The following is a 22,084-nucleotide window of genomic DNA, read 5'->3' on the forward strand; positions in this document are numbered from 1 at the left end:
TCACATCGAGCACCCGGATGCCTCGGCGGGAGGGAAAGCCTTCGCCGCGGGGATGGTGTTGACGACCTGCTCGTAGTCCCAGTCCTCTTTCACTTCCGACGGCTTCTTGACGCGGACGAGGTACGCGTCGTGGACAACCGAGTGGTCCTGGGCGCGTATCTCGCCGTTGCGCAGGAACACGTCGTTGACCTTCTTGCCTTCGAGCTCCTTGACAACCGCGTCGGCGTTGTCGGTGCCGGCCGCCTGGACCGCCTCCAGGTACTGCAGCGCCGCGGAATAGTTGCCGGCATGCTCGAAGCTCGGCCGGGTGCCGGTCTCGGCCTGGAACCGGTCCGCCCAGGCGCGCGCCTGGGCGTCCATGTTCCAGTACCAGGCGTCGGTGAACGTCGTGCCGGCGAACTGCTCCACACCCAGCGAGTGGATGTCGGTGATGAGCATCAGCCCGACGGCCAGCTTGATGCCCCGCTCCTTCAGCCCCGACTCGTTGAACTGCTTGACCAGGTTGATCAGGTCTCCGCCCGCCTGCATCGTGCCGATCACGCTGGGATTGGTGCTGCCGGCCTTGGTGAGAAAGGTCGCGAAGTTCTCGTTCGGGAACGGCGTCGCGATGGTGCTCTGAACCGTGCCGCCCGCCTTCTTGATCGCACTGGTGAAGGACTTGGTCATGTTCTGGCCGAACTCGTAGTCCGGATAGATGATCGCCCAGGTCTTGCCACCGTTGTCGGTCACTGTCGTGCCCGTGCCGTTGGCGAGCATGTAGGTGTCGTACGCCCACTGGAAGGTGTACTTGTTGCACTGAGCGCCGGTCAGCGCGGTCGTCGCGGCGCTCACGTCGAGAAACAGCTTCTTGTGTTTCTTCGCCTGGTTGGCGACGGCCAGGGCGGCCGACGAGGTCGGCACGTCGAGGATGACGTCCGCGCCCCCGCGCTCGTACAGCTCGGAAGCCTTGGTGTTCGCGATGTCCGGCTTGTTCTGGTGGTCGGCCGACGTCACGTCGATCTTCTTGACGACCGCCTTGTCGCCGTACTTCTTCAGGTAGTCGGCGACCGCCATCTTGACCGCCTTGACACTGTTCGGTCCCGACGCGTCCTTGTAGATCCCGGATTGGTCGTTGAGCACGGCCAGCACCAGCTTGCCGCCCGAGAATCTGCCGCCCGACGACCCGGGGCCTCCGCCACCACACGCGCCGAGCAGCAGTACCGCCGTCATGGCCGAGACACCGGCCCGCAATCGCTTGCCGTTCATGGTGTTCTCCCCAATCGTTCAGATGCCGAGGTATTTCAGAAGTTCGCCCTCGCGCCGCCGGAATTCGGCGTTGTCGAGGGTCTCGACGACGCGGCCCTGATTGAGCAGGTAGTGCCGGTCGGCCACGGTGGCCGCGAACTTGACGTTCTGCTCGACGAGCAGCACGCCGGCGCCGGTGGCCTTGATCTCGCGGATGACCGCCCCGATCCGGGCCACGATCACCGGGGCCAGGCCCTCGGAGGGCTCGTCCATGAGCAGGAGACGGGCGCCGGTCCGCAGTGCCCGGGCGATGGCCAGCATCTGCTGCTCCCCGCCCGACAGCGTGGTGCCCGGCGCCTTGCGGCGTTCGGCGAGCACCGGGAACACCTCGTAGACCCGATCCAGCGGCCAGGCCTGGTCGGAGACCCGGGGCGGGAGAACCAGGTTCTCCTGCACCGTGAGGCTCGCGTAGATGCCGCGGTCGTCCTGGACCCACCCCATGCCGGCGCGCGCCCTCCGGTGTGCCGGCATGCCGGTGACGTCGCGGCCGAGGAAGTGAACGACGCCGCCGGCCTGCCGATGCAGGCCGATCAGGCACCGCAGCAGGGTCGTCTTACCGGCGCCGTTGCGGCCGGCCAGGGCGACTACCTCACCCTCTCCCACGCGTACGTCCACGCCGTGCAGTGCCTGCGCCTGCCCGTACCACGCCGTCAGCCCGGTGACCTCAAGCATGGCCGGCCTCGCCCAGGTACGCGGTGATCACTCGTTCGTCGTTGCGTACCTGTTCGTAGGGGCCCTCGGCCAGGATCCGGCCCTGCTGCAGCACCGTCACCCGGTCGGCCAGGCTGCCCACGACGTGCATGTTGTGGTCGACCAGCACGACGGTGCGGCCGGCGGCGATGCGGCGGACCAGTTCGACGGTCCGGTCGACATCCTCGACGCCCATCCCGGCCGTCGGCTCGTCGAGGAGCATCACCGGCGGGTCGAGCGCCAGCGCGAGGGACAACTCCAGGGCGCGCTTCTGCCCGTACGCGAGCAGCCCCACCGGCTTGTCCGCCAGCGGCATCAGCCCCACCTGCGTGAGCAGTTCCTCCACGCGGGCCCGATTCCTTCCCAGCAGCTTCTCCGAGCGCCAGAACCGGAATCCCTGCCCGGTGTGTCCTGCGAGCGCGAGTTCCACGTGCTCGCGGCTGGTGAGGGTCTCGAAGAGGCTGGTGATCTGGAACGACCTGGCCACGCCCCGGCGCGCGACCTGCTCGGGCGGGCGGCCGGTGACGTCCTCGTCGAACACCGTGATCGCCCCCGAGGTCGGCGCCACGAACCCGGTCAACAGGTTGAACAAGGTCGTCTTCCCGGCACCGTTGGGACCGACCAGCGCGTGCACGCTGCCCTCGCGAACCTCCAGGTCCACCGAGTCGACCGCGCGGAAGCCGCGGAACACCTTGGTCAGGGCCCGGGTACGCACTGCCACGCGACCGCCCGCCGTCATCCGTCTTTCCTTCCCCGGTGGCATGTGGACCTCAGAGCGAGCACACGAAGCTCTGCGCGCGATCGGGATCGCCCGAGCGGTACCTCGGCCAGCGGGGGTACTCGCAGAGCGGGCGTGTCCGGCCGTCTCTGATGTCGGCGGCCACCGGCCTGACTGGCGGCTGTCCATTGTCGACCCACGTTTCCAGGGCCGACAGCGAGTCCCAGCCGGGGGCGAAGGCGGGCGCACCGAAGTTGGCGTGATTCGCGCCCGGCGCGACGTAATGGCGCATGAACTCGTTGGTCGGCCGGGGACCGAGCGTGGCGAGCACGCGGCGGTAGTAGTCGTTCGTCGAGCGGTGCGAGACCAGTTCGTCCGCCGAGCCGTGCATCAGGATCAGCCGCCCGCCGGCGCGTGCGAACGGACGAAGGTCCACGTCGTTGCGGTCCTGGAGGGTGGAGAGGTAACTGATGCGGGACAGCCACTTTCCCGGTCGCCGGGGGTCGACGTCGAGGGAGTTGTAGCCCGGGTCCCGGGTCAGGAAGTACTTCACCCACTGGTCCCAGTACTGGAATCCGTATCCGCTGGTCACCGGCATGGGGTTGGCCGGCGCGGAGGTGCCGAACCCGAGATAGGGCGTCCTCATGTCCGCGCCCGACAGAAGAGGGAAGCCGGGATAGTAACGCTCGCCGCTGGCGATGCGGTACGGCCAGCCGAAGGGTGTGGACGCGGCCGTCACCGAGGCGATCTGCGCGTCGGAGAGACAGGTCGGGCCGGTGTCGGCGCCCTTGGGGCAGCGAAGCACGCGGGGATCGAAGTGGCATCCGCTGACATTCGAGACGATCTTGTCCTTGATGCCGTCCTGCCCGTCGCAGGCCGCGATGACGCTGTTGTAGAGCAGGGTCTGCTTGTCCGGCCCGGGGAAGGCGCCCGGACGGGACATCACCTGCGCGAGGTATCCCAGATCGAGGACTTCGGCCATGTTGTTCCAGGCCGGGTAGGCCGAGATGACGCCGTCGAAGGCGTCCGGCCACCGTTGCGCGACGACCAGGGCCTCACGACCGCCCGTCGAGCCGCCCGCGAAGTACGTGTGGCGGGGCATCGCGCCGTAGCCACGACGGATCAGGTACATGGCGGCGTCGTGGGTCTTCTTGAGCGCGTCGCCGGCGGCGAAGTTCCGAAGTGCCTCGTCGTTCAGGCCGAACGACCCGTCGAGGGACGCCGCCGGACCGGCCTGGTGGCCTGAGTCGCTTCCGTACGTCGCGTATCCGCGAGCCAGCGGCGCGGGTTGATCGGGACGGCCGAACGGCACGATCTGAGTGAGGTCGGGGATGGTTCCGTCGTATCCGCCGCCGCCGAACATCATCGTGCCGCGGTTCCAGCCGACCGGCATGGCGAGGCGGAGCCTGATGTCCGGAGCGGACGGATCCTTCGGACGAAGTGCCGCCTCTACGCCGCAGTACTCGATGGCCCGGCCGCTGACGACCTGGGTCGTCAGGGATGCCGACTCGACGCGGCCCCCGTTGGTCGGCAGGCTGATCACCGATGACGGGATCTCCGTCCCGGCCAACTCCGCGCATCTCGGGCTCGCGCTGACCGGCGTGGCGGCGGCGGGCAGCGGCCCGTAGATCGCGGTCACGCTCACCAATGCGGTGGCGGCCGCCAGGCCGGCGGGGAATCGCTTGGAACGTCCACGAACTCGCAGTTTTCGACTCACGGCGGACCTCCTGACCCAGCACGCTGTGCCGCGGAGGGATCGATAAGCGGCACTGAGTGCCATTCACTGTGCCACGCGTCACAGGGGCCCGCAAGGGAGGTTCCGAGGATTGTCGTCCGCCCGGCCGATTAGCAAGTGGACGGTGGCCGTCCGCCTCACCTCGCGGTCGTCTGACGGTCGTCGCTTCCGCGACGGTGCTGGGCGCCGCCTCGCCGCCGGCGTCCGAGGGACGGGCTGAACAGCGCGGTGGTGGTGATGACCGCGGTGGCGGCGACCAGCGCGGTGGTCCTCCCAGCGGGCCGGTCGCCGAGCTGACCGGAGAGCCGTCCTTCGACGACCGGCGTTTCGTGATCACCAGCGGCATGTCGATCGCCGCCATCGTGCTCGCCGACGAGCTCGACCTCCTCCAGAAGATGTTGCGCACCACCGACCTCGACCTGGTGCAATGGCTGATCTGCGTCGTGGCGGGGCTTACCGTCCTGATCCCGGCCGAACTGCGCAAGGCCTCGCTGCGCCGGCGATCGGCCACCGAGGCGGTGCGGCGGGCCGCCGCCGACCGGGCGGACGGGGCCGCACCGTCCGAGCCGGACACACCGATGGTCACCACCGGCCGACCGGCATGATCGCGAACGCCGGAGGGCGCACGGAGCTGACCATGTTGACCACCGGTGTCGAAGAGGAGCTCCTCCTCGTCGAGCCGGACGGTGCGGTGGCAGCGTCAGGGCACTCGGGCGATCGCCTTGGCATGCACCACGAGGACGGTCGCGATGTGATGGAGCGCCACGATGGTTCCTCCTCGAGCGTCGACCGGGCCCGCGAGGTCGCGCATCCATCGGTGTTCGAGAAGCACGGCCAGGGCATCCGTGCCCGCCGGCAGCTCGGCCGACACCTCGTCGATGTCGGTCTGCGGCAGGAGGCCGGTGGCCAGGCCGCCCAGTGCCCCCAGTCCCGGCAGCTCGCTCAGTTCGACGGAACACGGCGAGGCGGACGCATCGGTGCGGATGACGAGCACGTCGACGACGTTCATGCTTCGAATCGAAGCCAGACGGTCCAAGGTCGATCGGACGCCGTCCACGAGGTGTTCCCGCGGGAACGTCACCACGATCAGCTCGAGCGGCCCCACTGCCATGAGGTGATTGTGCCGCTGCGAAGTGGGACGGGGCCTCATCCCCGGTGGGTGAGAGCCATGCCCGTGGCGGCGGCCGGCGGGTTCACCTCCGGCGGATGAGGCGCCGGTCGTGGCCCGGCGCGACGGTCACGGAGCGTTCTTCGCCGGCCGGCGGGACGGCGGCGAGCCTAGGGGAGACCAGGTCATGACAATACCGAAAAACCGTCACCGACCAGCGGAGTGCCCGTACCGGAACCGTCGTCGGCATCAGCCGTGAGGCCTCCGGCGCGTCGCCTGCGCGCCGAATCATCAGATATAGTTCCTGCATGGAAGTAACTACCTCGATCTGGAGCGTCGTCACCTCCTTGCATCGCGTGGCGCTGCTGCAGCGCCGGGCCGCGGCCGCGACGCCGTTGGGGCCGGTCGGCCTCGGGCTGCTGAATCTGGCTGCCGTGCAGCCCTCGTTGCGGCCGAAGGACGCCGCGGACGAGTTGGATGTCGCGGCGCAGTCGGTGACCCGCGCGATCGCCGACCTGGAGGCCAGGGGATACGTGCGCCGGGCGGGCGATCGCGCGGACGGGAGGTCGTACGTCATCGAGCTGACCACGGCCGGGAAGCGTGCGCGGCAGGAGTTCCGACGGCAGCTGATCCGACAGTTCTCGCGGCATCTCGCGGACTGGGAGCCGGCCGAGATCGTGCGGTTCGCCCGGCAGCTCGACCGCCTCGTCACCTCGCTCTCGGCCGGCCTGCCGGAACGGCCGGTCACGGCGGCCGGAAGGCGGAACCCGTGGCGTTCATGACCGGGAACGACGAAGGGTTCGAGGTGATCGTCGTCGGCGCGGGCCTCGTGGGGCTCGCCGCGGCGGCGTTCCTGGCTCAGCACGGCGTCCGTGTTCTGGCCGTCGACCGGCATCCGGCGACATCGGCGCACCCGAAGGCGCGCCTGGTGAACGTGCGATCGATGGAGATATACCGGGCGCTGGGCGTCGAGGAGGAGGTTCGTGCGGCGGGCGAGCCGAACAGCGGGTTCGACATCGTCGACACGCTCGCCGGACCGCTGCGGAGTTGGATAGCGGCGCCCGCCGACGAGGTGGCGGCGGCCGGTCTGAGCCCGACGACGCCCTACTCGTGCGACCAGCAGCGGCTGGAACCGATTCTCCTGCGCCGTGCGCGGGAGCTCGGCGCGACGGTCGCGTTCGGCACATCCGCCGAGCTGGTCGAGATCGGCTCCGACGACGTGACGGTGGAGCTGTCCAGCGACGACCGGACACGGGCGGTGCACTCGCAGTTCCTCGTCGCGGCGGACGGCGCCCGCAGCGCGGTGCGCGACCGGCTCGGCATCACGCTGCGGGGCGAGGATGTCGAAGGAGAGTCGGTGAGCTCGGTCTTTCGGGCCGATCTGGAGCCGGCGTTGCGCGGCCGCCAGATCAACGCGGTGATGTGTCGCGCGGCGAATGCCTTTCTGTTCGCTCGGGGCAACAAGGACGACCGCTCCTGGCAGCTCGGAACCTTCCTGCGGCCGGGCTGGGCCGAGCTGGCTCCGGCGGAACTCGGCACGCGGCTGACCGAGGTCATCCGCGCGGCGACGGGCCTTCCCGATCTGCGGCCGGTGATCGAGGACACCGCCCGGTGGCGCACCGGGGCGTACGTGGCAGATCGGTTCCGGGCCGGCCCGGTGTTCCTGGTCGGCGACGCCGCCCATGTCATGCCGCCGTACGGCGGGTTCGGCGGCAACACGGGCGTGCAGGACGCGCACAATCTCACATGGAGGCTCGCCGCCGCCTGCCGCCGGGAGGACGACACTGAGGCGCTGCTTGCCGGCTACGAGACGGAACGCCGGCCGGTCGCCGAGCTCATGGTCGCGCAGGCATTGTTGCGCTCGCGCAAGAAACCGGGGCAGGCGCCGGTGCCCGGCGAGATCGACGCCACGACGTTGGTCCTGGGGCTCAGGTACGGCGGGCCGCCCGAGGACCCGGCGAACCCGAGTGGCCGGCCGGGCACGCGGGCACCGCACGTACTGCTCCGCGACGGGCGCAGCACCCTCGACCTGTTACGGCCTACCTCGTTCACCGTCATCGACGTGGAAGCCATCGGCCCACTCGTCGACCCGGTTCATCGAGCCCGGTGGGATGCGACCTACGGCAGCGGGCCTCCGGTCCGGCCCGACGGCATCATCGGCCGCTCGGTATCGAGCATGTTGTTCAAATAACCTAGAGAGAAAGCGAGGACACCACGATGGTCCCGCCCGACTTTCCCTGCGGCCGGTCCCGGTCCATGTATCGGGCGACGTCCTGCATGACCTGCGTGCCCGCCTCGCACTCACCCGTCCGCCTCTGGACGAGGGCAACGAGGACTGGCCTACGGCGTGCCGAACAGCTGGCTGCTGGAACGCTGGAACGCCTGGAGCGACAACGGCGGTGACCTCGATCCCGTGGGAGAACCCCGATGCCTGGGTCGGCGACCTGCGCCGCACCTTCCGCGGCCGCCGGCCCTGAACGGCCCGCGGCCGGCCCACCGAGGGCGTACGCGGTCGGCGCTCGACAAAAGCACAGTTCAGGCGCCGCGAGGCGTTGCCTTCCGCCGCAACCGCGGATCGTGCGAAGGGTCGGCGTACATCGGCGGGCAGCCGTGATCGACGGCGTCGGGGCGCAGCTCGTAGTGCCAAGGCTCGTTGCGGTAGATCTGGCACAGGCCGTACCCGGCGCCGTGCTCCGAGAGCCACGCCGCGCCGCCGACCGGCCCGATGTCGACCGCCTCGCCCCGCACGTGAGCAGACGTCTCGGGGGCGGCCACCCACCGGGCGGCGGCCTCTGCCGAGCCGTACTTCGAGATGGCTTCCCGGAGTAGTCGCCTCTGATACTCGGGGGAGCGCCAGCCGCCGTTGACGAGGAGCTCGACCCCGTCGTCCGCGGCGTCGGTGGCGGCTCGGCGCAGGGCGGCGAGCAGATCGGGGTTGAGGTTGACCACGGCCGGAATCTCGTCGTCGAAGACCGTCACACGCATGCCCTCAGTCAACGGAGGGCCATGTTGCCGGGCCGTATCCGGTTTTCGATAGGCCGGCGATATGCGCGGGTTTGTAGCATCGGAGGATGCGTGTCTTGGTCGTCGAGGACGAGCCCTACCTGGCCGAAGCCGTCCGCGACGGCCTGCGGCTGGAGGCGATCGCGGCCGACATCGCCGGTGACGGCGACACCGCTCTCGGCCTGCTGAGCGTCAACACCTACGACATCGCCGTCCTCGACCGTGACATCCCCGGCCCCTCCGGCGACGAGATCGCGAAAAGCATCGTCGCGTCCGGCAGCGGCATACCGATCCTGATGCTCACCGCCGCCGACCGGATCGACGACAAGGCCTCCGGCTTCGAGCTCGGTGCCGACGACTACCTCACCAAGCCGTTCGAGCTGCAGGAGCTGGTGCTCCGCCTCCGGGCGCTCGACCGCCGCCGGGCGCACAACCGGCCACCCGTCCGCGAGATCGCCGGCCTGCGCCTGGACCCGTTCCGGCGGGAGGTCTATCGCGACGGCCGCTACGTCGCGCTCACCCGGAAGCAGTTCGCCGTGCTCGAGGTCCTCGTCGCCGCCCAAGGGGGAGTCGTCAGCGCCGAGGAGCTCCTGGAGCGGGCGTGGGACGAGAACGCGGACCCGTTCACCAACGCCGTACGCATCACCGTCTCGGCACTGCGCAAGCGACTCGGCGAGCCCTGGGTCATCGCCACCGTGGCCGGCGTCGGCTATCGCATCGACCCAGCTTGAGGGGAACACCGTGAACCGAGCCCCAGGTTTGAGCATTCGCCTCAAACTCACCCTCAGCTACGCCGGCTTCCTCATGCTCGCGGGCGCCCTGCTGCTCGCGACCGTGTGGGTGTTCCTGTTGCGCTATGTACCGCAGCCACCAGGGGTTCCCGTTATGCCCGGCCGCCAAGTTCACGAGCGCCTCATCCTCATGGGCCCGAGCCGCGACGACCTCCTACGGGCGTTCGCCCCGCGGGCGGCCGAGGTGTCCGTGTTCCTGCTGGTGTTCGGTCTGGTGGGCGGATGGATTCTGGCCGGCCGGATGCTCGCTCCGCTGACCCGCATCACCGAAGCCGCCCGGGTGGCGGCGGACGGATCGCTCTCCTACCGGATCCGGCTGCCCGGACGCCAGGATGAGTTCCGCGAGCTGGCCGACGCCTTCGACGCCATGCTCGCGCAGCTCGAAGCGCACCTCGCCGAACAGCGAAGGTTCGCCGCCAACGCCTCCCACGAACTGCGCACGCCGCTGGCGGTCACGCAGACGCTTCTCGAGGTAGCCCGCGGCGATCCGAACCGCGACGTGGGCGAGGTCGTCGAGCGCCTCCATGTCGTCAACGCCCGAGCGATCGATCTCACCGAGGCATTGCTCCTGCTCAGCCGGGCCGACCAGCGGTCGTTCACCCGGGTGCCGGTCGACCTGTCCCTCCTCGCGGAGGAGGCCACGGAAACCCTGCTGTCCCTGGCCGAGAAGCGTGGTGTCACCATCGAGACCTCGGGGGACGTGACCCCGACCATCGGCTCGCACGCGCTGCTGCTGCAGCTGACCACCAACCTCGTGCACAACGCGATCGTTCACAACCAGTCGGAAGACGGCAGGGTGTGGATCACGACCGGCGTTCACCACCGGACGGCGGTGCTGACGGTCGAGAACACCGGCGGCGAGCTTGCCCCGCAGCTGGTCTCGACCCTGGTCGAGCCGTTCCAGCGGGGCGCCGAACGCGTACGCACCGGGCATACGGGCGTCGGGCTGGGCCTGGCGATCGTCAAGAGCATCACCCAGGCACACGACGGAACCCTCACCCTCACTCCACGCGCGGCCGGCGGGCTCCGCGTCACCGTGCAACTGCCCTACGCGACGGGAAAGTCGAAATAGGTGTCCGGATAGGGTTCGTCCTTCAGCGTGTAGTGCCACCACTCGTAGTCGTAACGACGGAAACCACACGCTTCCATGATGAAACAGAGGTGTTGACGATTTGACGTCTCGACCGGCGTGATGCCCTCGGCTCCGTGATGTGAGACGGGGTCCATCAGATCGTGGTCACCGCCCATCGCGGCCAGGTGACCGGAGGCCAGGTGATAGAGCGTCAAATCGACCGTGCTGCCCCGGCTGTGGCCCGACCTGGCCGCTACATATCCCCTTCTGACCATGTCGGCCCGGTCGATGTGCGGGTAGTGCCGCTGTTTCGTCCGGCCGTCCTCCGGCTGTTCCGACCAGCGAAGGAAGAAATCCACGGCACGCCGGGGGCGATATCCGTCCCAGAGGAGCAATCCGAAGCCGAGGGCCGCGGCCTTGTCCCGGGCGCTTTCCAGGGCGGCGCACAGAGCCGTCGTGCCGGCGACCCGATTGACCAGATATCCATCCACGGGCCGGCCGGTGAAGTTGTCCCAGGTGGCGTACTTGGCATCCCAGCGCACTCCGGGCACGAGATCGTCCACGAAGACGAAGTCGTCCTTCATCGGCTCGGCCCGGCCAGGGCCGCCGAGACGATCCGGTCGATCACTTCGGCCAACGGCAGCCCCGCGGCCGCCATCATTCTCGGATAGCGACTGTACGACGTCAGGCCGGGCAAGGTGTTGACCTCGTTGAGCACGACGGTTCCGTCCTCCTTGAGGAACATGTCCACCCGGGACAGCCCCCGGCACCCCAGAGCGCGATAGATGGCCTTCGCCGTCTCCTGCACGAGCGAGCGCGATCCGGCCGAGATGTCGGCCGGAACGACGGGTGTCGAGTTGTCGGAGCCGCGTTCCGGCTCGCTCTCCTGGTGGATCCGGAAAAATCCGTGCGACAGAGCGATGCGGTCCACCTCACCCGTGATCAGATCCTGATCGTTGCCCAGCACCGCACAGCCGACCTCGCTGCCGGCGACGGCCTCCTCGATCAGCACCTTCGAGTCGTACCGCCTCGCGGCCTCGATCGCGCCCGGCAGATCCTCTTTCCGAGCTGCTTTGCTGACGCCGAAGGACGAGCCGGATCGCGCCGGCTTCACAAAGACCGGATAAGTGAGCCGGCCGGGGTCGACGTCCCCGTTCGCCGTGACGGTCCAGAAATTCGGCACGGCGATTCCGGCGCTTCTCGCGACGACGTAGGCCAGGGACTTGTCCATGCACAGAGCCGAGCTCTGGACATCGCAGCCGACGTAGGGAACGCCGGACAACTCCAGCAGACCCTGCATCGCGCCGTCCTCGCCGAGCTTGCCGTGCAGGACGGGGAAGACCAGGTCCAGGTCGAGCACCTCGTACTTTCCGTCGTCCAGAACCAGTAGCCCGCGCACGCCACGGTCCGGTGACAGCACGGCCGGGCGGCAACTGTCGTCGTCCAGGTTCGCGCCGGGGCCGTCGCACAGCTTCCACGCGCCGCTCCTCGAGATCCCGATCCAGAACGGCTCGTACTTCCCGGGATCGAGGTTCTCCGCGACCTCCCGCGCCGACTTCACGGAGACGGGATGCTCTTCCGAACGGCCCCCGAAAATGAGGCCGACCTTCAACCTAGGCATGCTGCATCTCACCTTCGAATCGCAAGCAATTGACGAGACTGTTTTCCACGATGTCGCTCAACGCGTGGTCGGTGTAATAGGCGGTGTGCCCGGTGATCAGCACATTCGACAGGCGTTGCAAGCGGCGCAGCACGCTGTTTTCGATCGGCCGGTCACGGCAGTCGGCGTAGAAGATTCCCTCTTCGCCTTCGACAACGTCCAGCGCCGCACCGCCCAATCGGCCACTTTCCAGCGCTGACACCAGGGCCTCGGTGTCGAGAAGGGAACCGCGCCCGGTATTGACGACGAAGGCGCCCTTCTTCATCCGCTCGATGCGCCCGCGGTTCAAAAGATGGCGCGTATCGGCGTTGAGCGGTGCGTGAAGCGTCACCACGTCGCTCTCCCGCAGCAGCTCGTCGAGAGAACCGCAGCCGTCGAACGTCAACATCCGGCTGCCGAAACCACGCAGGCGGTCCATGACCGCGGAACCGATCCGGCCCGTCCCGATCACCCCGACGGTCAGGTCGCGCAGTTCTTTCCCGGGCACGTCAGGCAATCGGTAATCGTGAACGTCGGCGCGGCGGACGACGGACTTCGCATTCCGCACGGACATCAACATCAGCATCAGCGTGAAGTCGGCCACGCTGTCGGGCGAGTAGGCGACATTCTCCACCCCGATGCCGACGCTCTCGGCGTACCTCACGTCGATGTGGTTGTAACCGATGCTCCGCGTGGAGATATAGGTGACGCCGGCCCGGCTGAGTGCGAGAAGGGTCGAGTTCGCGACGTGAGCCTTGTGTCCGACGCTGATGCAACGGTTTCCGAATGCGAGGTCGATGGTGGCCTCGGAAACCGCCTCCGCGGTGATGGTCGGCAACACACCGAGGCGGGGCGCCAGCTCTCGAAACAAGAGAGCCTCGTCCGGCCCGCACCCGTAGATCGTGATCCCGAAAGGCATGCCCCCTAGTCAAAGGGGTGCGGTGTTGCCGGTACGTATGCAGTTCTCGATACGCCGGCGATACATGTAGTCGACGGAGTGCGGTTGAGCTGGAATTCCTCGAACCGGGCGAGCGCGTCCTCGATCCGCGGCCGGTGGGCGTGGTCGTTCCCGGTGCCGACCCAGGTCCACTGCCGGATCAGCATCGTGCCCGCGGTGCGGTCGGCCTTGAGGTCGATGACCGCGACGATCTCGTCGTCCACGAGCACCGGCAGGCCGAAGTAGCCGAAGACCCGTTTTTTTTCCTTCGGCACGTACGCCTCGAACAGGTGGGTGTAGCCGAAGAAGAGCTCGAGCCGCTTGCGCAGAATGACCAGCGGGTCGAACGGAGAGAGCAGGTGCACCAGGCCGGAGACCGGATCGGGAACCGTCTCGAGCGTCTCGGGGGTGGGCGGCGGTGACGCCCTTGTTCCACGGCAGCCAGGGGCCGGTGCGCAGGTCGCGCATGGCCGGGGCGAAGTACTTGAAGTCGGCGGTCGGGACGTAGGAGAGCGCGTGGGTCCAGGTCTCGAAGACGGTCTTGTCGACGGTCTGGGCCCGGTACACATCGGACCTGCGGTACGCCGGGATCCGGGTCCAGAGGATGTGGTGGTGGGCCCGCTCGATCACGTTGATCGAGTCGATCTGCACGTACCCGAGGTGCTCGATCGCGGCGAGGGTGGCGCCGGGACCGCCGCCGAACGCCTCGGGCGTGTCGAGCCGCTGTGCCCGCAGCCAGATGCGGCGGGCGGCCGCGACCGCCAGGTTGACCATTGTTCCGACGGTAACAGCGATTCATCCGCCGCGGCCCGCGCGCCTCGTTGCCCTCCGGATCGGCGAGGATCCACCGGCGGGGTGGGCTACCGGCGGGCTGCCGGGGTGGCGGGGCCCAGGCGGTCGGCCATCCAGTCGGCGATCATGGGGCGGGCCCGGGAGGGGAGGTTGGAGACGCCGTGGTTGCCGTCGGGGAAGCAGACGAAGGTTCCCTTCGGGGTCTCGTCGGCCTGGCGCTGGGTCTGCCGCCAGGGGATGAGCCGGTCGAGCTTGCCCGTCACGTACAGGGACGGGACGGTGATCTTCCGGCATTCGTCGGCCAGGTCGAGAGTCAGGGCCAGGCGGCGGCCCTCGTCGTCGTCGCGCGCACCGGACTTCACGACGAAGGTCTGCCGGGTCATCGGCGGCAGGTCGTCCCACATGTCGCCGAAGCGGAACGGGCCGCTGATGCCGGCCATCGCGGCCACCCGCGGCTCGTGTGCGGCGACCCGGGGCGCGTAGTAGCCGCCCAGGCTCACACCGGCCAGGCCGATCCGCTCGTGATCGAGGTCGGGGCGGGCGGCCAGCAGGTCGAGCAGTGCGGTGACCGCCACCTCGTAGTCGTGCCGGATCGGCACCGCGAAGCCGGTCTCGCCCTGGCCCGGCCCGTCCAGTGCGACGGTGGCCAGGCCCCGGTCGAGGAACGACTGCTCGAAGTAGAAGAACTCCTCCTTCGTCGAGTCGAGCCCGGGGATCAGCACCACGTAGGGCGGCCGATCGGCACCGGGCGGACGCCGGAGGTTGGCGTACGCCGTGCCGTCGGTGAACGGGACCTCGAGCCGCTCGGCGGACGGGTCGAGACGGGCCAGCGCCGTCAGCGTCTCCTGGACCGACACCCGGGTGGCCTCGGCGGCGAGGTCGAGGTCGACCATCCAGACGAACTTGCCGAAGTGCCGGTTCACCGAGGCCCGCCGCCACGCCTGGCCGGCGGTGAGGGCGTGCCCGGTGGCGTCCGCCTCGCGGGCGAAGGCGGCCTGCTCGTCGGCGGTCCGGTTCCACTCCGGCAACCAGTCGGCCCACGTCTGCGTGCGCGCGATGGTCGTGGTCATGTCGTTGTAGTCGACCCCGTTCTGGATCAGCCGGGGCGCCCAGTGGGCCAATGCGGTCTCGATTGCGGCGTCGGGCAAGGGAACCTCCGTCAGGCCAGGATGCGAAGAGGGGCCTCGAGCAAGCCGAGGAAGTGGGCCATCCAGCGGGCGGCGAGCGCGCCGTCGACCGGACGGTGATCGACCGAGAGGGTCACCCGCAGCACGGTGGCCGCGTCGATCTGGCCGTCGACCACGACGGCCTCCTTCCGGGCGGCACCGACGGCGAGAATCGCCGCCTGCGGTGGGTTGATCACGGCGCTGAACTCCTCGGTGCCGTACACCCCGAGATTGGTCACGGTGAGCGTGCCGCCGTCCAACTCGTCCTGCCGTAGCTTGTGGTCGCGGGCGCGGGCGACCAGGTCGGCGCTCGTGCGGGCGAGGGCGGAGACGGTCAGTTCCGACGCGTGGCGGACCACCGGCGTGACGAGGCCGCTGTCGGTGGCGACCGCGATCGAGACGGCGACGTCGTGGAACCGGTGGACGGCATCGTCGGTCCAGACGACGTTCATGTCGGGGACCGCCACGTGGGACCGGGCCGCTGCCGCGACGATCAGATCGTTCACGGAGATCCTGGTGTCGCCGGCCGCGTTGAGCTCCGTGCGCAAGGCGAGCAGGGCGTCGACCCGCGCGCTGCCCCGAATCGTGAAGACCGGCGTCTCCCGCGCGGCGGCGGAGAGCCGGGCGGCGATCGCCCGGCGCATCCGCGAATGCGGGACCGCGTCGTAACCGGTGTCCGTGGCCGTTGCCCGGGGGGTCGGCGCGGCGCCGGCCGGGGGCGGTGCGGGCGACGCGGGAACCGGTATCCGGTCGGCCAGGGCACGGTGGACATCGTCGCGGACGATGCGCCCTTCCGGCCCCGTGCCGGCGATGTCCTCGATGCGCAGGCCATTTTCGCGGGCGAGCCGGCGGGCCAGCGGGCTGGAGAACAGCCGGACCGGTCCCGCGGCGGACGTGACCGCGCCCGCCGCCGGCGGTGCGGCGGTGGCCGGAGCTTCGCCCAGCAGGCTCTCGACCAGAGCGTCGAGGTCGCCGATGACCTCGCCGGGGGCGGCGAGCACGGCCATCGGGGTGCCCACCGACACCGGCTTGCCCGGCTCGACCAGCGTGCGCAGCAGCACGCCGTCGGCCTCGGCCGGGACGTCGACCACCGCCTTGTCGGTCTCCACGGTGGCGATCGCATCGCCGGCCGCGAAGGTGGTGTTCTCCGCGACGGGCCATTCGTTGACCACCGCCTCGACCATGTTGGCGGAGATCTCCGGCATTCTCAGCAGGCTCGCCATCTCAGGCCTCCACGATCCGGCGGAGACCGGCGGCGATCTCCTCGCGGCGGGCGATGGCGGCCCGCTCGAGTACCTTGCTGATGCTCGGTGAGGCCTCGCCGCCGGTGACCCGGCCGACCGGCGCGTCCAGCCAGTCGAAGAAACGGCGCTGGATCTCGTCGGCCAGCCACCCGCCGTACGAGGTGCCGACGGCGCCCTGCTCGACGATGAGGATCCGGTTGGTCTTGCGGATGCTCTCGCCCAGCGTGTCCCAGTCGACGCCGGCCCGGTCGAGCCAGCGCAGGTCGATCAGCTCGGCGTCCACGCCGGTCTCCTCGATCGCGGCGAGGGCTTCGGCGACCATCGAGAGGTACGCGATCACGGTCACCGCGCTGCCCTCGCGCCGGACGGCGGCCTTGCCGACCGGCAGGCAGTAGTCATAGTCGTCGACCGGTCCGGGGCCGGTGCTGTTGTAGAGATCGACATGCTCCAGCACCACGACCGGGTCCTCGCAGCGCAGCGCGGCGTTCATCAGCCCGACGTAGTCGAACGGCGTGGACGGCGCGACGATCCGCCAGCCCGCGGCGGTGGCGAATATCCCGGCCGGGTCCATCGAGTGCTGAGAGCCGTACCCGGTGCCGGTGGCCACCTTGCTGCGCAGCACGAGCGGAACCGTGCCGTCGCCGCCGAACATGTGCCGCGCCTTGGCGATCTGGTTGAAGAGCTGGTCGGCGGCGACCCACATGAAGTCCGCGTACATGAACTCGACCACCGGCCGGAAGCGGCCGTCGAGGGCGATGCCGCCGGCCAGCCCGCTGAACGCGTTCTCGCTGATCGGGGTGCCGAGGATCCGGTCGGGGAAGGCGTCCTTGAGGCCCTTGGTCGCGCCGTTCGTGCCGCCGCTCAGACGATGCACGTCCTCGCCCATGACGACGATGCGGTCGTCGGTGTCCATGCGCCGCCGCATCACCTCGGCCACGGCGTCGATGAACTTGGTCTCCCGCACCGCGACGTCATCGTCGGCGAGCCGTGCGTCGGCGAACTCGCCGAGGTCACCGCGCACGCCGACGTTCACGAACGCGGGGTCGGGCCACTCGGACGGGACGATCCGGCGCTCGCCGGGCTTCCCGCCGGGCACCGGCTCGAGCAGCGTCCGGCCGGCGGCCGCCACGGCCTCCTTCGCCCCGGCCCCGGCGGCGTCGCGCGACTCGGCGGTGAGCAGGCCACGCCGGATCAGGTGGCCGGCCACCTGATCGATGGGGTCACGCGCGCGCCACTGTGCCTCTTCCTCCTTGCTTCGGTAGCGGAAGGCGCTGCCGGGGAAGGGGCCGTTCTGATGGAAGTAGCGGTAGGTGTCGGCCTCGACCAGGGCCGGGCCGTGGCCGCCGCGCATGTGCGCGGTCGCCTCGCGCATCGTCAGATGGACCGCCAGCGGGTCCATGCCGTCGACACGCCAGCTGGCGATGCCGAAGCCCGGGCCGCGGGCGGACAGCCGGGGCTCCCCGGTTGCCTCGTCGACGCTGGTGGACACCGCGTACTGATTGTTTTCCAGGAAGAAGCAGACCGGGAGCCGCCAGGCGGCGGCGAGATTGAACGTCTCCAGCGTCGAGCCGATGTTGGCGGCACCGTCGCCGAAATAGGTGACCGCGACGGCATCGGTGCCGGCCTGCCGGCCGGCCCAGGCGTAGCCGGCGGCGAGCGGGACTCCGCCGCCCACGATGGCGTTCGTGCCCATCGCGCCGGCCTCTTTCCATTGCAGGTGCATCGACCCGCCGCGGCCGTGGCTGAAGCCGCGGTCGAGGCCGCAGATTTCGGCGAGCGTGCGCAGCAGGACGGTGCGGATCTCCTCGGAGAGCGGGGCCGTGAGGTCGAAACCCTTCGGGGCCACGTGCTGCAGCGCCTTGGCGAGGAACTGGTGATGACCGCGATGGGAGCCGTTGACCTCATCGCCGGGGGCGAGCGCGAGCACCGAGCCGACCGCGCCACCCTCCTGGCCGATGCTCGAGTGTGCGGGGCCGTGCACCAGACCCGCCGCGGCGAGCTCCAGCACGAACTCCTCGAACGCCCGGATGAGCACCAGCTGGTTGAACATCGTCGTCAGCAGCTCGGGGTCGGCCGCATCCCAGTCGGCGTCGGTGACGACCAGCTCGGTCCAGGCGGCGTCAGGGTGCAGTGCGCGGTGTTCCGGCATCGGGCCTCCTTCGTCGGGAACAGCTTTCCACCGATTGGATCCATCTTCCAGTGCCGAGTTGACCTTTCCTCGGATTATGGCAAGGCGGTAGGGTCGATTGGATCCAAAAGGAGGTGGGCGATGGGGCTCCCGGGGCTGCAGCGGCTCGACCATGTCGGCTTCACCGTTCCCGATCTCGACGTGGCGCAGCGGTTCCTCGTCGACGTGCTCGGCTGTGAGTTCCTGTATTCGCTGGGCCCGTTCGCCGACGAGGGTGACTGGATGGCCGAGCACCTCAACGTGCACCCCCGCGCGACCGTGCCGGAGAACCGGTTCTTCCGGCTCGGCGTCCAGGCGATCTTCGAGGTCTTCGCGTACACGTCGCCCGGCCAGCGCACCGAGCCGCCGCGCAACAGCGACATCGGCGGCCACCACGTGGCTCTCTACGTCGACGACCTGGACGCGGCCGTGGCCCACCTGAAACACCACGGCGTCACCGTGCTCGGTGAGCCGACGGCGAGTCGCGGTCCGCACGAAGGCCAGCGCTGGGTCTACTTCCTGGCACCATGGGGCATGCAGTTCGAGCTGGTCTCCTACCCGCACGGCCGGGCCTACTTCCGGGGCGAGAACACATGACCGTCGCTACCCAGCGCGTCGCCGACCACCTGCGCAGCGCGATCCTCGGCGGCCGGATCGGCCCCGGCGAACGGGTACGCCAGGAGGACATCGCCCAGCAACTCGGCGCCAGCCGCCTCCCGGTCCGCGAGGCACTGCAGATGCTCGCCGCCGAGGGCCTCGTCGAGCACGAGCCCAACAAGGGCGCCCGCGTGCCCTGGCTGTCCATGCACGAGGTCGACGTGATGTACCGGATGCGCGAGCAGCTGGAGCCTCTCGCCCTGGCCGAGAGCCTGCCCGGGCTGGGGCCGGACGACCTCCTGCAGCTCGGGGAGATCCAGGACGAGATCGAGGGCGGCGTCGACGTCGAGAGGTTTCTCCAGCTCGACCGCGAGTTCCATCTGCGCACCTACCGCGCCTGCGGGATCGATCAGCTGACCACCACGGTGACCCGCCTGTGGAACTCGACGCAGTATTACCGCCGCTTGTTCATGCAGCTCACCGGGCCGAGCCGGCGCTGGGTCGTGAACGCCGAACATCGGTTGCTGCTGGACGCCATCGAGCGGCGGGACGCAATCGACTCGGGGCGCTTCCTGGCCGGGCACATCCGGCGGACGCGTACCGAGCTCGGCCGGCACCCCGAGGTCTTCGGAGACTGATAATGAAACTGATGGTGAACGGGGCGGAGCACGAGATCGCCGCCGATCCGGACACTCCGTTGCTCTATGTCCTGCGCAACGACCTCGGCCTGATGGGGGCGCGGTTCGGCTGCGGCCTCGGACTGTGCGGAGCCTGTTTCGTGCACGTCGACGGCCACCCGGTGGCGTCCTGCGACACCCCGATCTGGTCGCTGGCCGGCAAGGAGGTCACGACGGTCGAGGGTCTGTCACCCCATCCCGTGCAGCGGGCGTTCCTCGATGAACAGGCGGCCCAGTGCGGCTATTGCGTCACCGGGATCATCATGACCGCCGCCGCGCTGCTGGAGCGCGAGCCACGGCCGGGGGAGCGGACCGTCGCCGCCGCGCTCGATCGGCATCTGTGCCGGTGCGGCGCCCAGCAGCGCATGGTGCGCGCGATCGTGAAGGCGGGCGAAAGCGATGACTGAGCCGTGGGCCGCACTGCCCAAGGACCTCGCGGCCAATCCGGTGCTCGCGCGATGGATCCGGGTGCGGGCCGACGGCATCATCGACGTACGGGTCGGAAAGGTCGAGCTGGGGCAGGGCATTCTCACCGCGCTCGCGCAGATCGCCTCCGACGAGCTCGGGGTCGACATCGCCGCGATCCGCATGCTGCCGGCCGGGTTCGACGGACCGGACGAGGGCATGACCTCGGGCAGCATGTCGATCATGGATTCGGGGTCGGCGCTGCGCGTGGCGGCGGCCAACGTGCGCGAGCTCTTCGCCGCCGCCGCGGGGGGCGGCGCCTTCTCCTACGGCGAACTGGCGGGAACGGTCGACCTCGAGGTGGTGGCGGTGCCCGAGGTGCCGTTGCGGTCGGCGAGCCGGCTGGTCGGGCAGGCGGTTCCGCGGCTCGACCTGCCGGACAAGATCTACGGGCGTCCGCGCTACATCCAGGACATGCGCCTACCCGGGCAGATGTTCGGGCGGGTGGTCCGGCCGCCGTCGCGTGGTGCCCGCCTGGTCTCGGTGGACATCACGGCGGTGGACGGTAAAGCCCGGGTTCCCGACGAGGTGATCGTCGTCCGGGACGGCGGCTTCCTCGGCGTGGTCGGCGCGGACGAGGCCACGGTGGTGTCGTCGGCCGAGACGCTGCGCCGGTCCGCCCGGTGGGCGGAGCACGACTCGCTCCCCGACGAGCAGGAGCTCGACAAGTTCCTGCGGGCCGGGCCGCACGAGACCATCGCGGTGATCGACGACGAAGGCGGGCAGCCGCGGCACCGGGTGCTCCGGGCCACCTACAGCCGGCCGTTCCTCGCGCACGCCTCCATGGCGCCGAGCTGCGGTGTCGCGGTCTGGCGGAACGAGGGACGGGTCGACGTGTGGTCGCACAGCCAGGGCGTTCATCCGCTCGGGCGGGCCATCACGATCGCGCTGGGGCTTCAGCCGGGCGCGGTGCGCGTGGAGCACGCCGAGAGCGCGGGATGTTACGGCCACAACGGGGCTGACGACGCCGCCTTCGACGCGGTGCTGTTGGCCCGGGCCGTCCCCGGCCGGCCGGTGCAGGTGCTGTGGAGCCGCCAGGACGAGCTGTCCTGGGCGCCGTTCGGCTCGGCCATGACGGCGGACGCCGTGGCCACCCTGTCGCCCGACGGGATGATCTCGTCCTGGCGGTACGACGTGTACAGCCAGGGCCACACGTCCCGGCCGGGATACGCGAACGGAATTCCGGGGCTGTTGTCGGCCACGTTGCGGAAACCGGCGGCGGAATATCCGGCCGCGGTCGATCCGGGGCCGGCCAACGGTCACGGGACCGCCCGCAACGCGCTGCCCGGGTACGACCTGCCGCATCGGCGGGTCACCGCCCATCGGCTGCTGTCCACGCCGATTCGCAGTTCGGCCATGCGCGCGCTCGGGGCCCACCTCAACGTGTTCGCGATCGAGTCGTTCATGGACGAGCTCGCCGGGGCCGCCGGACGGGATCCGCTCGAGTTCCGGCTCGCGCACCTGAGCGATCCGCGCGGCCGGCGGGTGCTCGCCGCGGCGGCCGAGGCCGCCGGGTGGGGACGGGAGGTTCCCGACGGCGTCGGGCTGGGGACCGGGTACGCGCGGTACAAGGGGCGCGGCGCCTACTGCGCGGTCGTCGCCGAGGTCGAGGCCGAGGCCGAGGTACGGGTGCGGCGCCTCTGGGTGGCGGTCGACGTGGGGCAGGTCGTCAACCCGGACGGGGTGCGCAATCAGATCGAGGGCGGCGCGGTGCAGTCGGCCAGCTGGACGCTCGTCGAGCGGGTGCGCTTCGACCGGCGGCAGATCACCAGCGACACCTGGGAGACCTATCCGATCCTGCGGTTCTCACAGGTGCCGGCCATCGAGGTCGCGATCGTCGACGTCGGCGGGGAAAAGTCGGTCGGGGCCGGCGAGGCCGCGCAAGGCCCCACCGCCGCGGCGATCGGGAACGCGGTGGCGTCCGCGGTCGGCGTCCGCGTGCGCGATCTGCCGCTGACCACGGAGGCGGTCGTGGCAGCCATCGAACGACAAGGGTGAC

At 69.8% G+C, this 22,084-nt stretch carries 22 protein-coding genes and 1 pseudogene; 9 read left to right on the plus strand and 14 right to left on the minus strand.

What is annotated here, in order from left to right:
- From AB0M88_RS13175 to AB0M88_RS13190, 4 genes are read right to left on the minus strand one after another with little or no spacing between them, the layout of a single operon-like run.
- Window positions 1–1,245, minus strand: a complete 1,245-nt coding sequence (locus AB0M88_RS13175) for an ABC transporter substrate-binding protein (protein WP_364100074.1) — start codon at window positions 1,243–1,245, stop codon at window positions 1–3.
- A gap of 18 nt (window positions 1,246–1,263) precedes the next feature.
- The gene (locus AB0M88_RS13180) at window positions 1,264–1,956 is read right to left on the minus strand and encodes an ABC transporter ATP-binding protein (protein ID WP_364100077.1); all 693 of its coding nucleotides are present in this window, start codon (window positions 1,954–1,956) and stop codon (window positions 1,264–1,266) included.
- The gene (locus AB0M88_RS13185) at window positions 1,949–2,695 is read right to left on the minus strand and encodes an ABC transporter ATP-binding protein (RefSeq protein WP_364100080.1); all 747 of its coding nucleotides are present in this window, start codon (window positions 2,693–2,695) and stop codon (window positions 1,949–1,951) included. Before AB0M88_RS13185 ends, AB0M88_RS13180 begins: the two co-directional genes overlap by 8 nt.
- A 49-nt stretch (window positions 2,696–2,744) precedes the next feature.
- Complete coding sequence (locus AB0M88_RS13190; protein WP_364100083.1) at window positions 2,745–4,409, minus strand: tannase/feruloyl esterase family alpha/beta hydrolase; 1,665 nt, start codon at window positions 4,407–4,409, stop codon at window positions 2,745–2,747.
- Window positions 4,410–4,603: 194 nt separating this feature from the next.
- On the opposite strand from AB0M88_RS13190, the gene AB0M88_RS13195 reads away from it, so the two are divergent.
- Window positions 4,604–5,032: a cation transporting ATPase C-terminal domain-containing protein gene (locus AB0M88_RS13195; protein WP_364100086.1), complete on the plus strand. Its 429-nt coding sequence runs from the start codon at window positions 4,604–4,606 to the stop codon at window positions 5,030–5,032.
- Between the two features lie 95 nt (window positions 5,033–5,127).
- Here AB0M88_RS13195 and AB0M88_RS13200 read toward each other — a convergent pair whose 3' ends face one another.
- A complete protein-coding gene (locus AB0M88_RS13200; RefSeq protein WP_364100089.1) occupies window positions 5,128–5,538 on the minus strand; it encodes a DUF6325 family protein in 411 nt (136 codons plus the stop codon).
- A gap of 305 nt (window positions 5,539–5,843) precedes the next feature.
- On the opposite strand from AB0M88_RS13200, the gene AB0M88_RS13205 reads away from it, so the two are divergent.
- Both AB0M88_RS13205 and AB0M88_RS13210 read left to right on the plus strand, forming a co-directional pair.
- Window positions 5,844–6,317 (plus strand): MarR family winged helix-turn-helix transcriptional regulator, encoded by a 474-nt coding sequence (locus AB0M88_RS13205; RefSeq protein WP_364100092.1) that lies wholly within the window; start codon window positions 5,844–5,846, stop codon window positions 6,315–6,317.
- Complete coding sequence (locus AB0M88_RS13210; RefSeq protein ID WP_364100289.1) at window positions 6,314–7,726, plus strand: FAD-dependent monooxygenase; 1,413 nt, start codon at window positions 6,314–6,316, stop codon at window positions 7,724–7,726. Before AB0M88_RS13205 ends, AB0M88_RS13210 begins: the two co-directional genes overlap by 4 nt.
- Window positions 7,727–8,070: 344 nt before the next feature.
- Here AB0M88_RS13210 and AB0M88_RS13215 read toward each other — a convergent pair whose 3' ends face one another.
- Window positions 8,071–8,520, minus strand: a complete 450-nt coding sequence (locus AB0M88_RS13215; protein ID WP_364100095.1) for a M15 family metallopeptidase — start codon at window positions 8,518–8,520, stop codon at window positions 8,071–8,073.
- A gap of 86 nt (window positions 8,521–8,606) precedes the next feature.
- Here AB0M88_RS13215 and AB0M88_RS13220 point away from each other — a divergent pair, with 86 nt between their 5' ends.
- Together AB0M88_RS13220 and AB0M88_RS13225 are read left to right on the plus strand one after the other, a co-directional pair.
- A complete protein-coding gene (locus AB0M88_RS13220) occupies window positions 8,607–9,269 on the plus strand; it encodes a response regulator transcription factor (protein WP_364100098.1) in 663 nt (220 codons plus the stop codon).
- Window positions 9,270–9,297: 28 nt separating this feature from the next.
- The gene (locus tag AB0M88_RS13225) at window positions 9,298–10,401 is read left to right on the plus strand and encodes a HAMP domain-containing sensor histidine kinase (protein ID WP_364100101.1); all 1,104 of its coding nucleotides are present in this window, start codon (window positions 9,298–9,300) and stop codon (window positions 10,399–10,401) included.
- Here AB0M88_RS13225 and vanX read toward each other — a convergent pair.
- From vanX to AB0M88_RS13265, 8 genes and pseudogenes are all read right to left on the minus strand, one after another.
- Window positions 10,377–10,985 carry a D-Ala-D-Ala dipeptidase VanX gene (gene vanX, locus AB0M88_RS13230; protein WP_364100104.1) on the minus strand — a complete coding sequence of 203 codons (609 nt, stop codon included), beginning with the start codon at window positions 10,983–10,985 and terminating at the stop codon, window positions 10,377–10,379. The two genes, AB0M88_RS13225 and vanX, sit on opposite strands and share 25 nt — an antisense overlap.
- Window positions 10,982–12,022 carry a D-alanine--(R)-lactate ligase gene (gene vanA / locus AB0M88_RS13235; protein ID WP_364100107.1) on the minus strand — a complete coding sequence of 347 codons (1,041 nt, stop codon included), beginning with the start codon at window positions 12,020–12,022 and terminating at the stop codon, window positions 10,982–10,984. Before vanA ends, vanX begins: the two co-directional genes overlap by 4 nt.
- Window positions 12,015–12,959: an NAD(P)-dependent oxidoreductase gene (locus AB0M88_RS13240; RefSeq protein WP_364100110.1), complete on the minus strand. Its 945-nt coding sequence runs from the start codon at window positions 12,957–12,959 to the stop codon at window positions 12,015–12,017. Before AB0M88_RS13240 ends, vanA begins: the two co-directional genes overlap by 8 nt.
- A gap of 5 nt (window positions 12,960–12,964) precedes the next feature.
- Window positions 12,965–13,342, minus strand: a complete 378-nt coding sequence (locus AB0M88_RS13245) for a crosslink repair DNA glycosylase YcaQ family protein (RefSeq protein WP_364100113.1) — start codon at window positions 13,340–13,342, stop codon at window positions 12,965–12,967.
- 76 nt (window positions 13,343–13,418) lie between these two features.
- Window positions 13,419–13,751 (minus strand): annotated as a pseudogene (locus tag AB0M88_RS13250) (crosslink repair DNA glycosylase YcaQ family protein); the annotation flags it as partial.
- Window positions 13,752–13,837: 86 nt separating this feature from the next.
- Window positions 13,838–14,917 carry an alpha/beta fold hydrolase gene (locus AB0M88_RS13255; protein ID WP_364100116.1) on the minus strand — a complete coding sequence of 360 codons (1,080 nt, stop codon included), beginning with the start codon at window positions 14,915–14,917 and terminating at the stop codon, window positions 13,838–13,840.
- 11 nt (window positions 14,918–14,928) lie between these two features.
- Window positions 14,929–16,140: a dihydrolipoamide acetyltransferase family protein gene (locus AB0M88_RS13260; protein WP_364100119.1), complete on the minus strand. Its 1,212-nt coding sequence runs from the start codon at window positions 16,138–16,140 to the stop codon at window positions 14,929–14,931.
- A 19-nt stretch (window positions 16,141–16,159) separates the two neighbouring features.
- Window positions 16,160–18,328 (minus strand): thiamine pyrophosphate-dependent enzyme, encoded by a 2,169-nt coding sequence (locus tag AB0M88_RS13265; protein ID WP_364100122.1) that lies wholly within the window; start codon window positions 18,326–18,328, stop codon window positions 16,160–16,162.
- A 120-nt stretch (window positions 18,329–18,448) separates the two neighbouring features.
- Here AB0M88_RS13265 and AB0M88_RS13270 point away from each other — a divergent pair, with 120 nt between their 5' ends.
- Genes AB0M88_RS13270 through AB0M88_RS13285 form a run of 4 tightly spaced genes read left to right on the plus strand, consistent with a single transcriptional unit; the run spans window position 18,449 to window position 22,083 of the window.
- Window positions 18,449–18,943 (plus strand): VOC family protein, encoded by a 495-nt coding sequence (locus tag AB0M88_RS13270; protein WP_364100125.1) that lies wholly within the window; start codon window positions 18,449–18,451, stop codon window positions 18,941–18,943.
- Entirely contained in the window at window positions 18,940–19,581 is a 642-nt protein-coding gene (locus AB0M88_RS13275) for a GntR family transcriptional regulator (protein WP_364100128.1), read from the plus strand. Before AB0M88_RS13270 ends, AB0M88_RS13275 begins: the two co-directional genes overlap by 4 nt.
- A gap of 11 nt (window positions 19,582–19,592) precedes the next feature.
- Window positions 19,593–20,027, plus strand: a complete 435-nt coding sequence (locus AB0M88_RS13280; RefSeq protein ID WP_364100131.1) for a (2Fe-2S)-binding protein — start codon at window positions 19,593–19,595, stop codon at window positions 20,025–20,027.
- Window positions 20,020–22,083: a molybdopterin cofactor-binding domain-containing protein gene (locus tag AB0M88_RS13285; protein ID WP_364100134.1), complete on the plus strand. Its 2,064-nt coding sequence runs from the start codon at window positions 20,020–20,022 to the stop codon at window positions 22,081–22,083. Before AB0M88_RS13280 ends, AB0M88_RS13285 begins: the two co-directional genes overlap by 8 nt.
- Window position 22,084: the final 1 nt, after the last annotated feature.

Origin of the sequence: Actinoplanes sp. NPDC051411, from assembly GCF_040682075.1 — a bacterium.
Classification (GTDB): domain Bacteria; phylum Actinomycetota; class Actinomycetes; order Mycobacteriales; family Micromonosporaceae; genus Actinoplanes.

Excerpts from the sequence above, each read along its gene's own strand:
- AB0M88_RS13270 (WP_364100125.1), top strand. The coding sequence starts at position 18,449 with ATGGGGCTCCCGGGGCTGCAGCGGCTCGACCATGTCGGCTTCACCGTT.
- vanX (WP_364100104.1), bottom strand. The coding sequence starts at position 10,985 with ATGAAGGACGACTTCGTCTTCGTGGACGATCTCGTGCCCGGAGTGCGC.
- AB0M88_RS13285 (WP_364100134.1), top strand. The coding sequence starts at position 20,020 with ATGACTGAGCCGTGGGCCGCACTGCCCAAGGACCTCGCGGCCAATCCG.
- AB0M88_RS13200 (WP_364100089.1), bottom strand. The coding sequence starts at position 5,538 with ATGGCAGTGGGGCCGCTCGAGCTGATCGTGGTGACGTTCCCGCGGGAA.
- AB0M88_RS13210 (WP_364100289.1), top strand. The coding sequence starts at position 6,314 with ATGACCGGGAACGACGAAGGGTTCGAGGTGATCGTCGTCGGCGCGGGC.
- AB0M88_RS13180 (WP_364100077.1), bottom strand. The coding sequence starts at position 1,956 with ATGCTTGAGGTCACCGGGCTGACGGCGTGGTACGGGCAGGCGCAGGCA.
- AB0M88_RS13260 (WP_364100119.1), bottom strand. The coding sequence starts at position 16,140 with ATGCCGGAGATCTCCGCCAACATGGTCGAGGCGGTGGTCAACGAATGG.
- AB0M88_RS13215 (WP_364100095.1), bottom strand. The coding sequence starts at position 8,520 with ATGCGTGTGACGGTCTTCGACGACGAGATTCCGGCCGTGGTCAACCTC.
- AB0M88_RS13240 (WP_364100110.1), bottom strand. The coding sequence starts at position 12,959 with ATGCCTTTCGGGATCACGATCTACGGGTGCGGGCCGGACGAGGCTCTC.
- AB0M88_RS13175 (WP_364100074.1), bottom strand. The coding sequence starts at position 1,245 with ATGAACGGCAAGCGATTGCGGGCCGGTGTCTCGGCCATGACGGCGGTA.
- AB0M88_RS13265 (WP_364100122.1), bottom strand. The coding sequence starts at position 18,328 with ATGCCGGAACACCGCGCACTGCACCCTGACGCCGCCTGGACCGAGCTG.
- AB0M88_RS13280 (WP_364100131.1), top strand. The coding sequence starts at position 19,593 with ATGGTGAACGGGGCGGAGCACGAGATCGCCGCCGATCCGGACACTCCG.
- vanA (WP_364100107.1), bottom strand. The coding sequence starts at position 12,022 with ATGCCTAGGTTGAAGGTCGGCCTCATTTTCGGGGGCCGTTCGGAAGAG.
- AB0M88_RS13275 (WP_364100128.1), top strand. The coding sequence starts at position 18,940 with ATGACCGTCGCTACCCAGCGCGTCGCCGACCACCTGCGCAGCGCGATC.
- AB0M88_RS13205 (WP_364100092.1), top strand. The coding sequence starts at position 5,844 with ATGGAAGTAACTACCTCGATCTGGAGCGTCGTCACCTCCTTGCATCGC.
- AB0M88_RS13220 (WP_364100098.1), top strand. The coding sequence starts at position 8,607 with ATGCGTGTCTTGGTCGTCGAGGACGAGCCCTACCTGGCCGAAGCCGTC.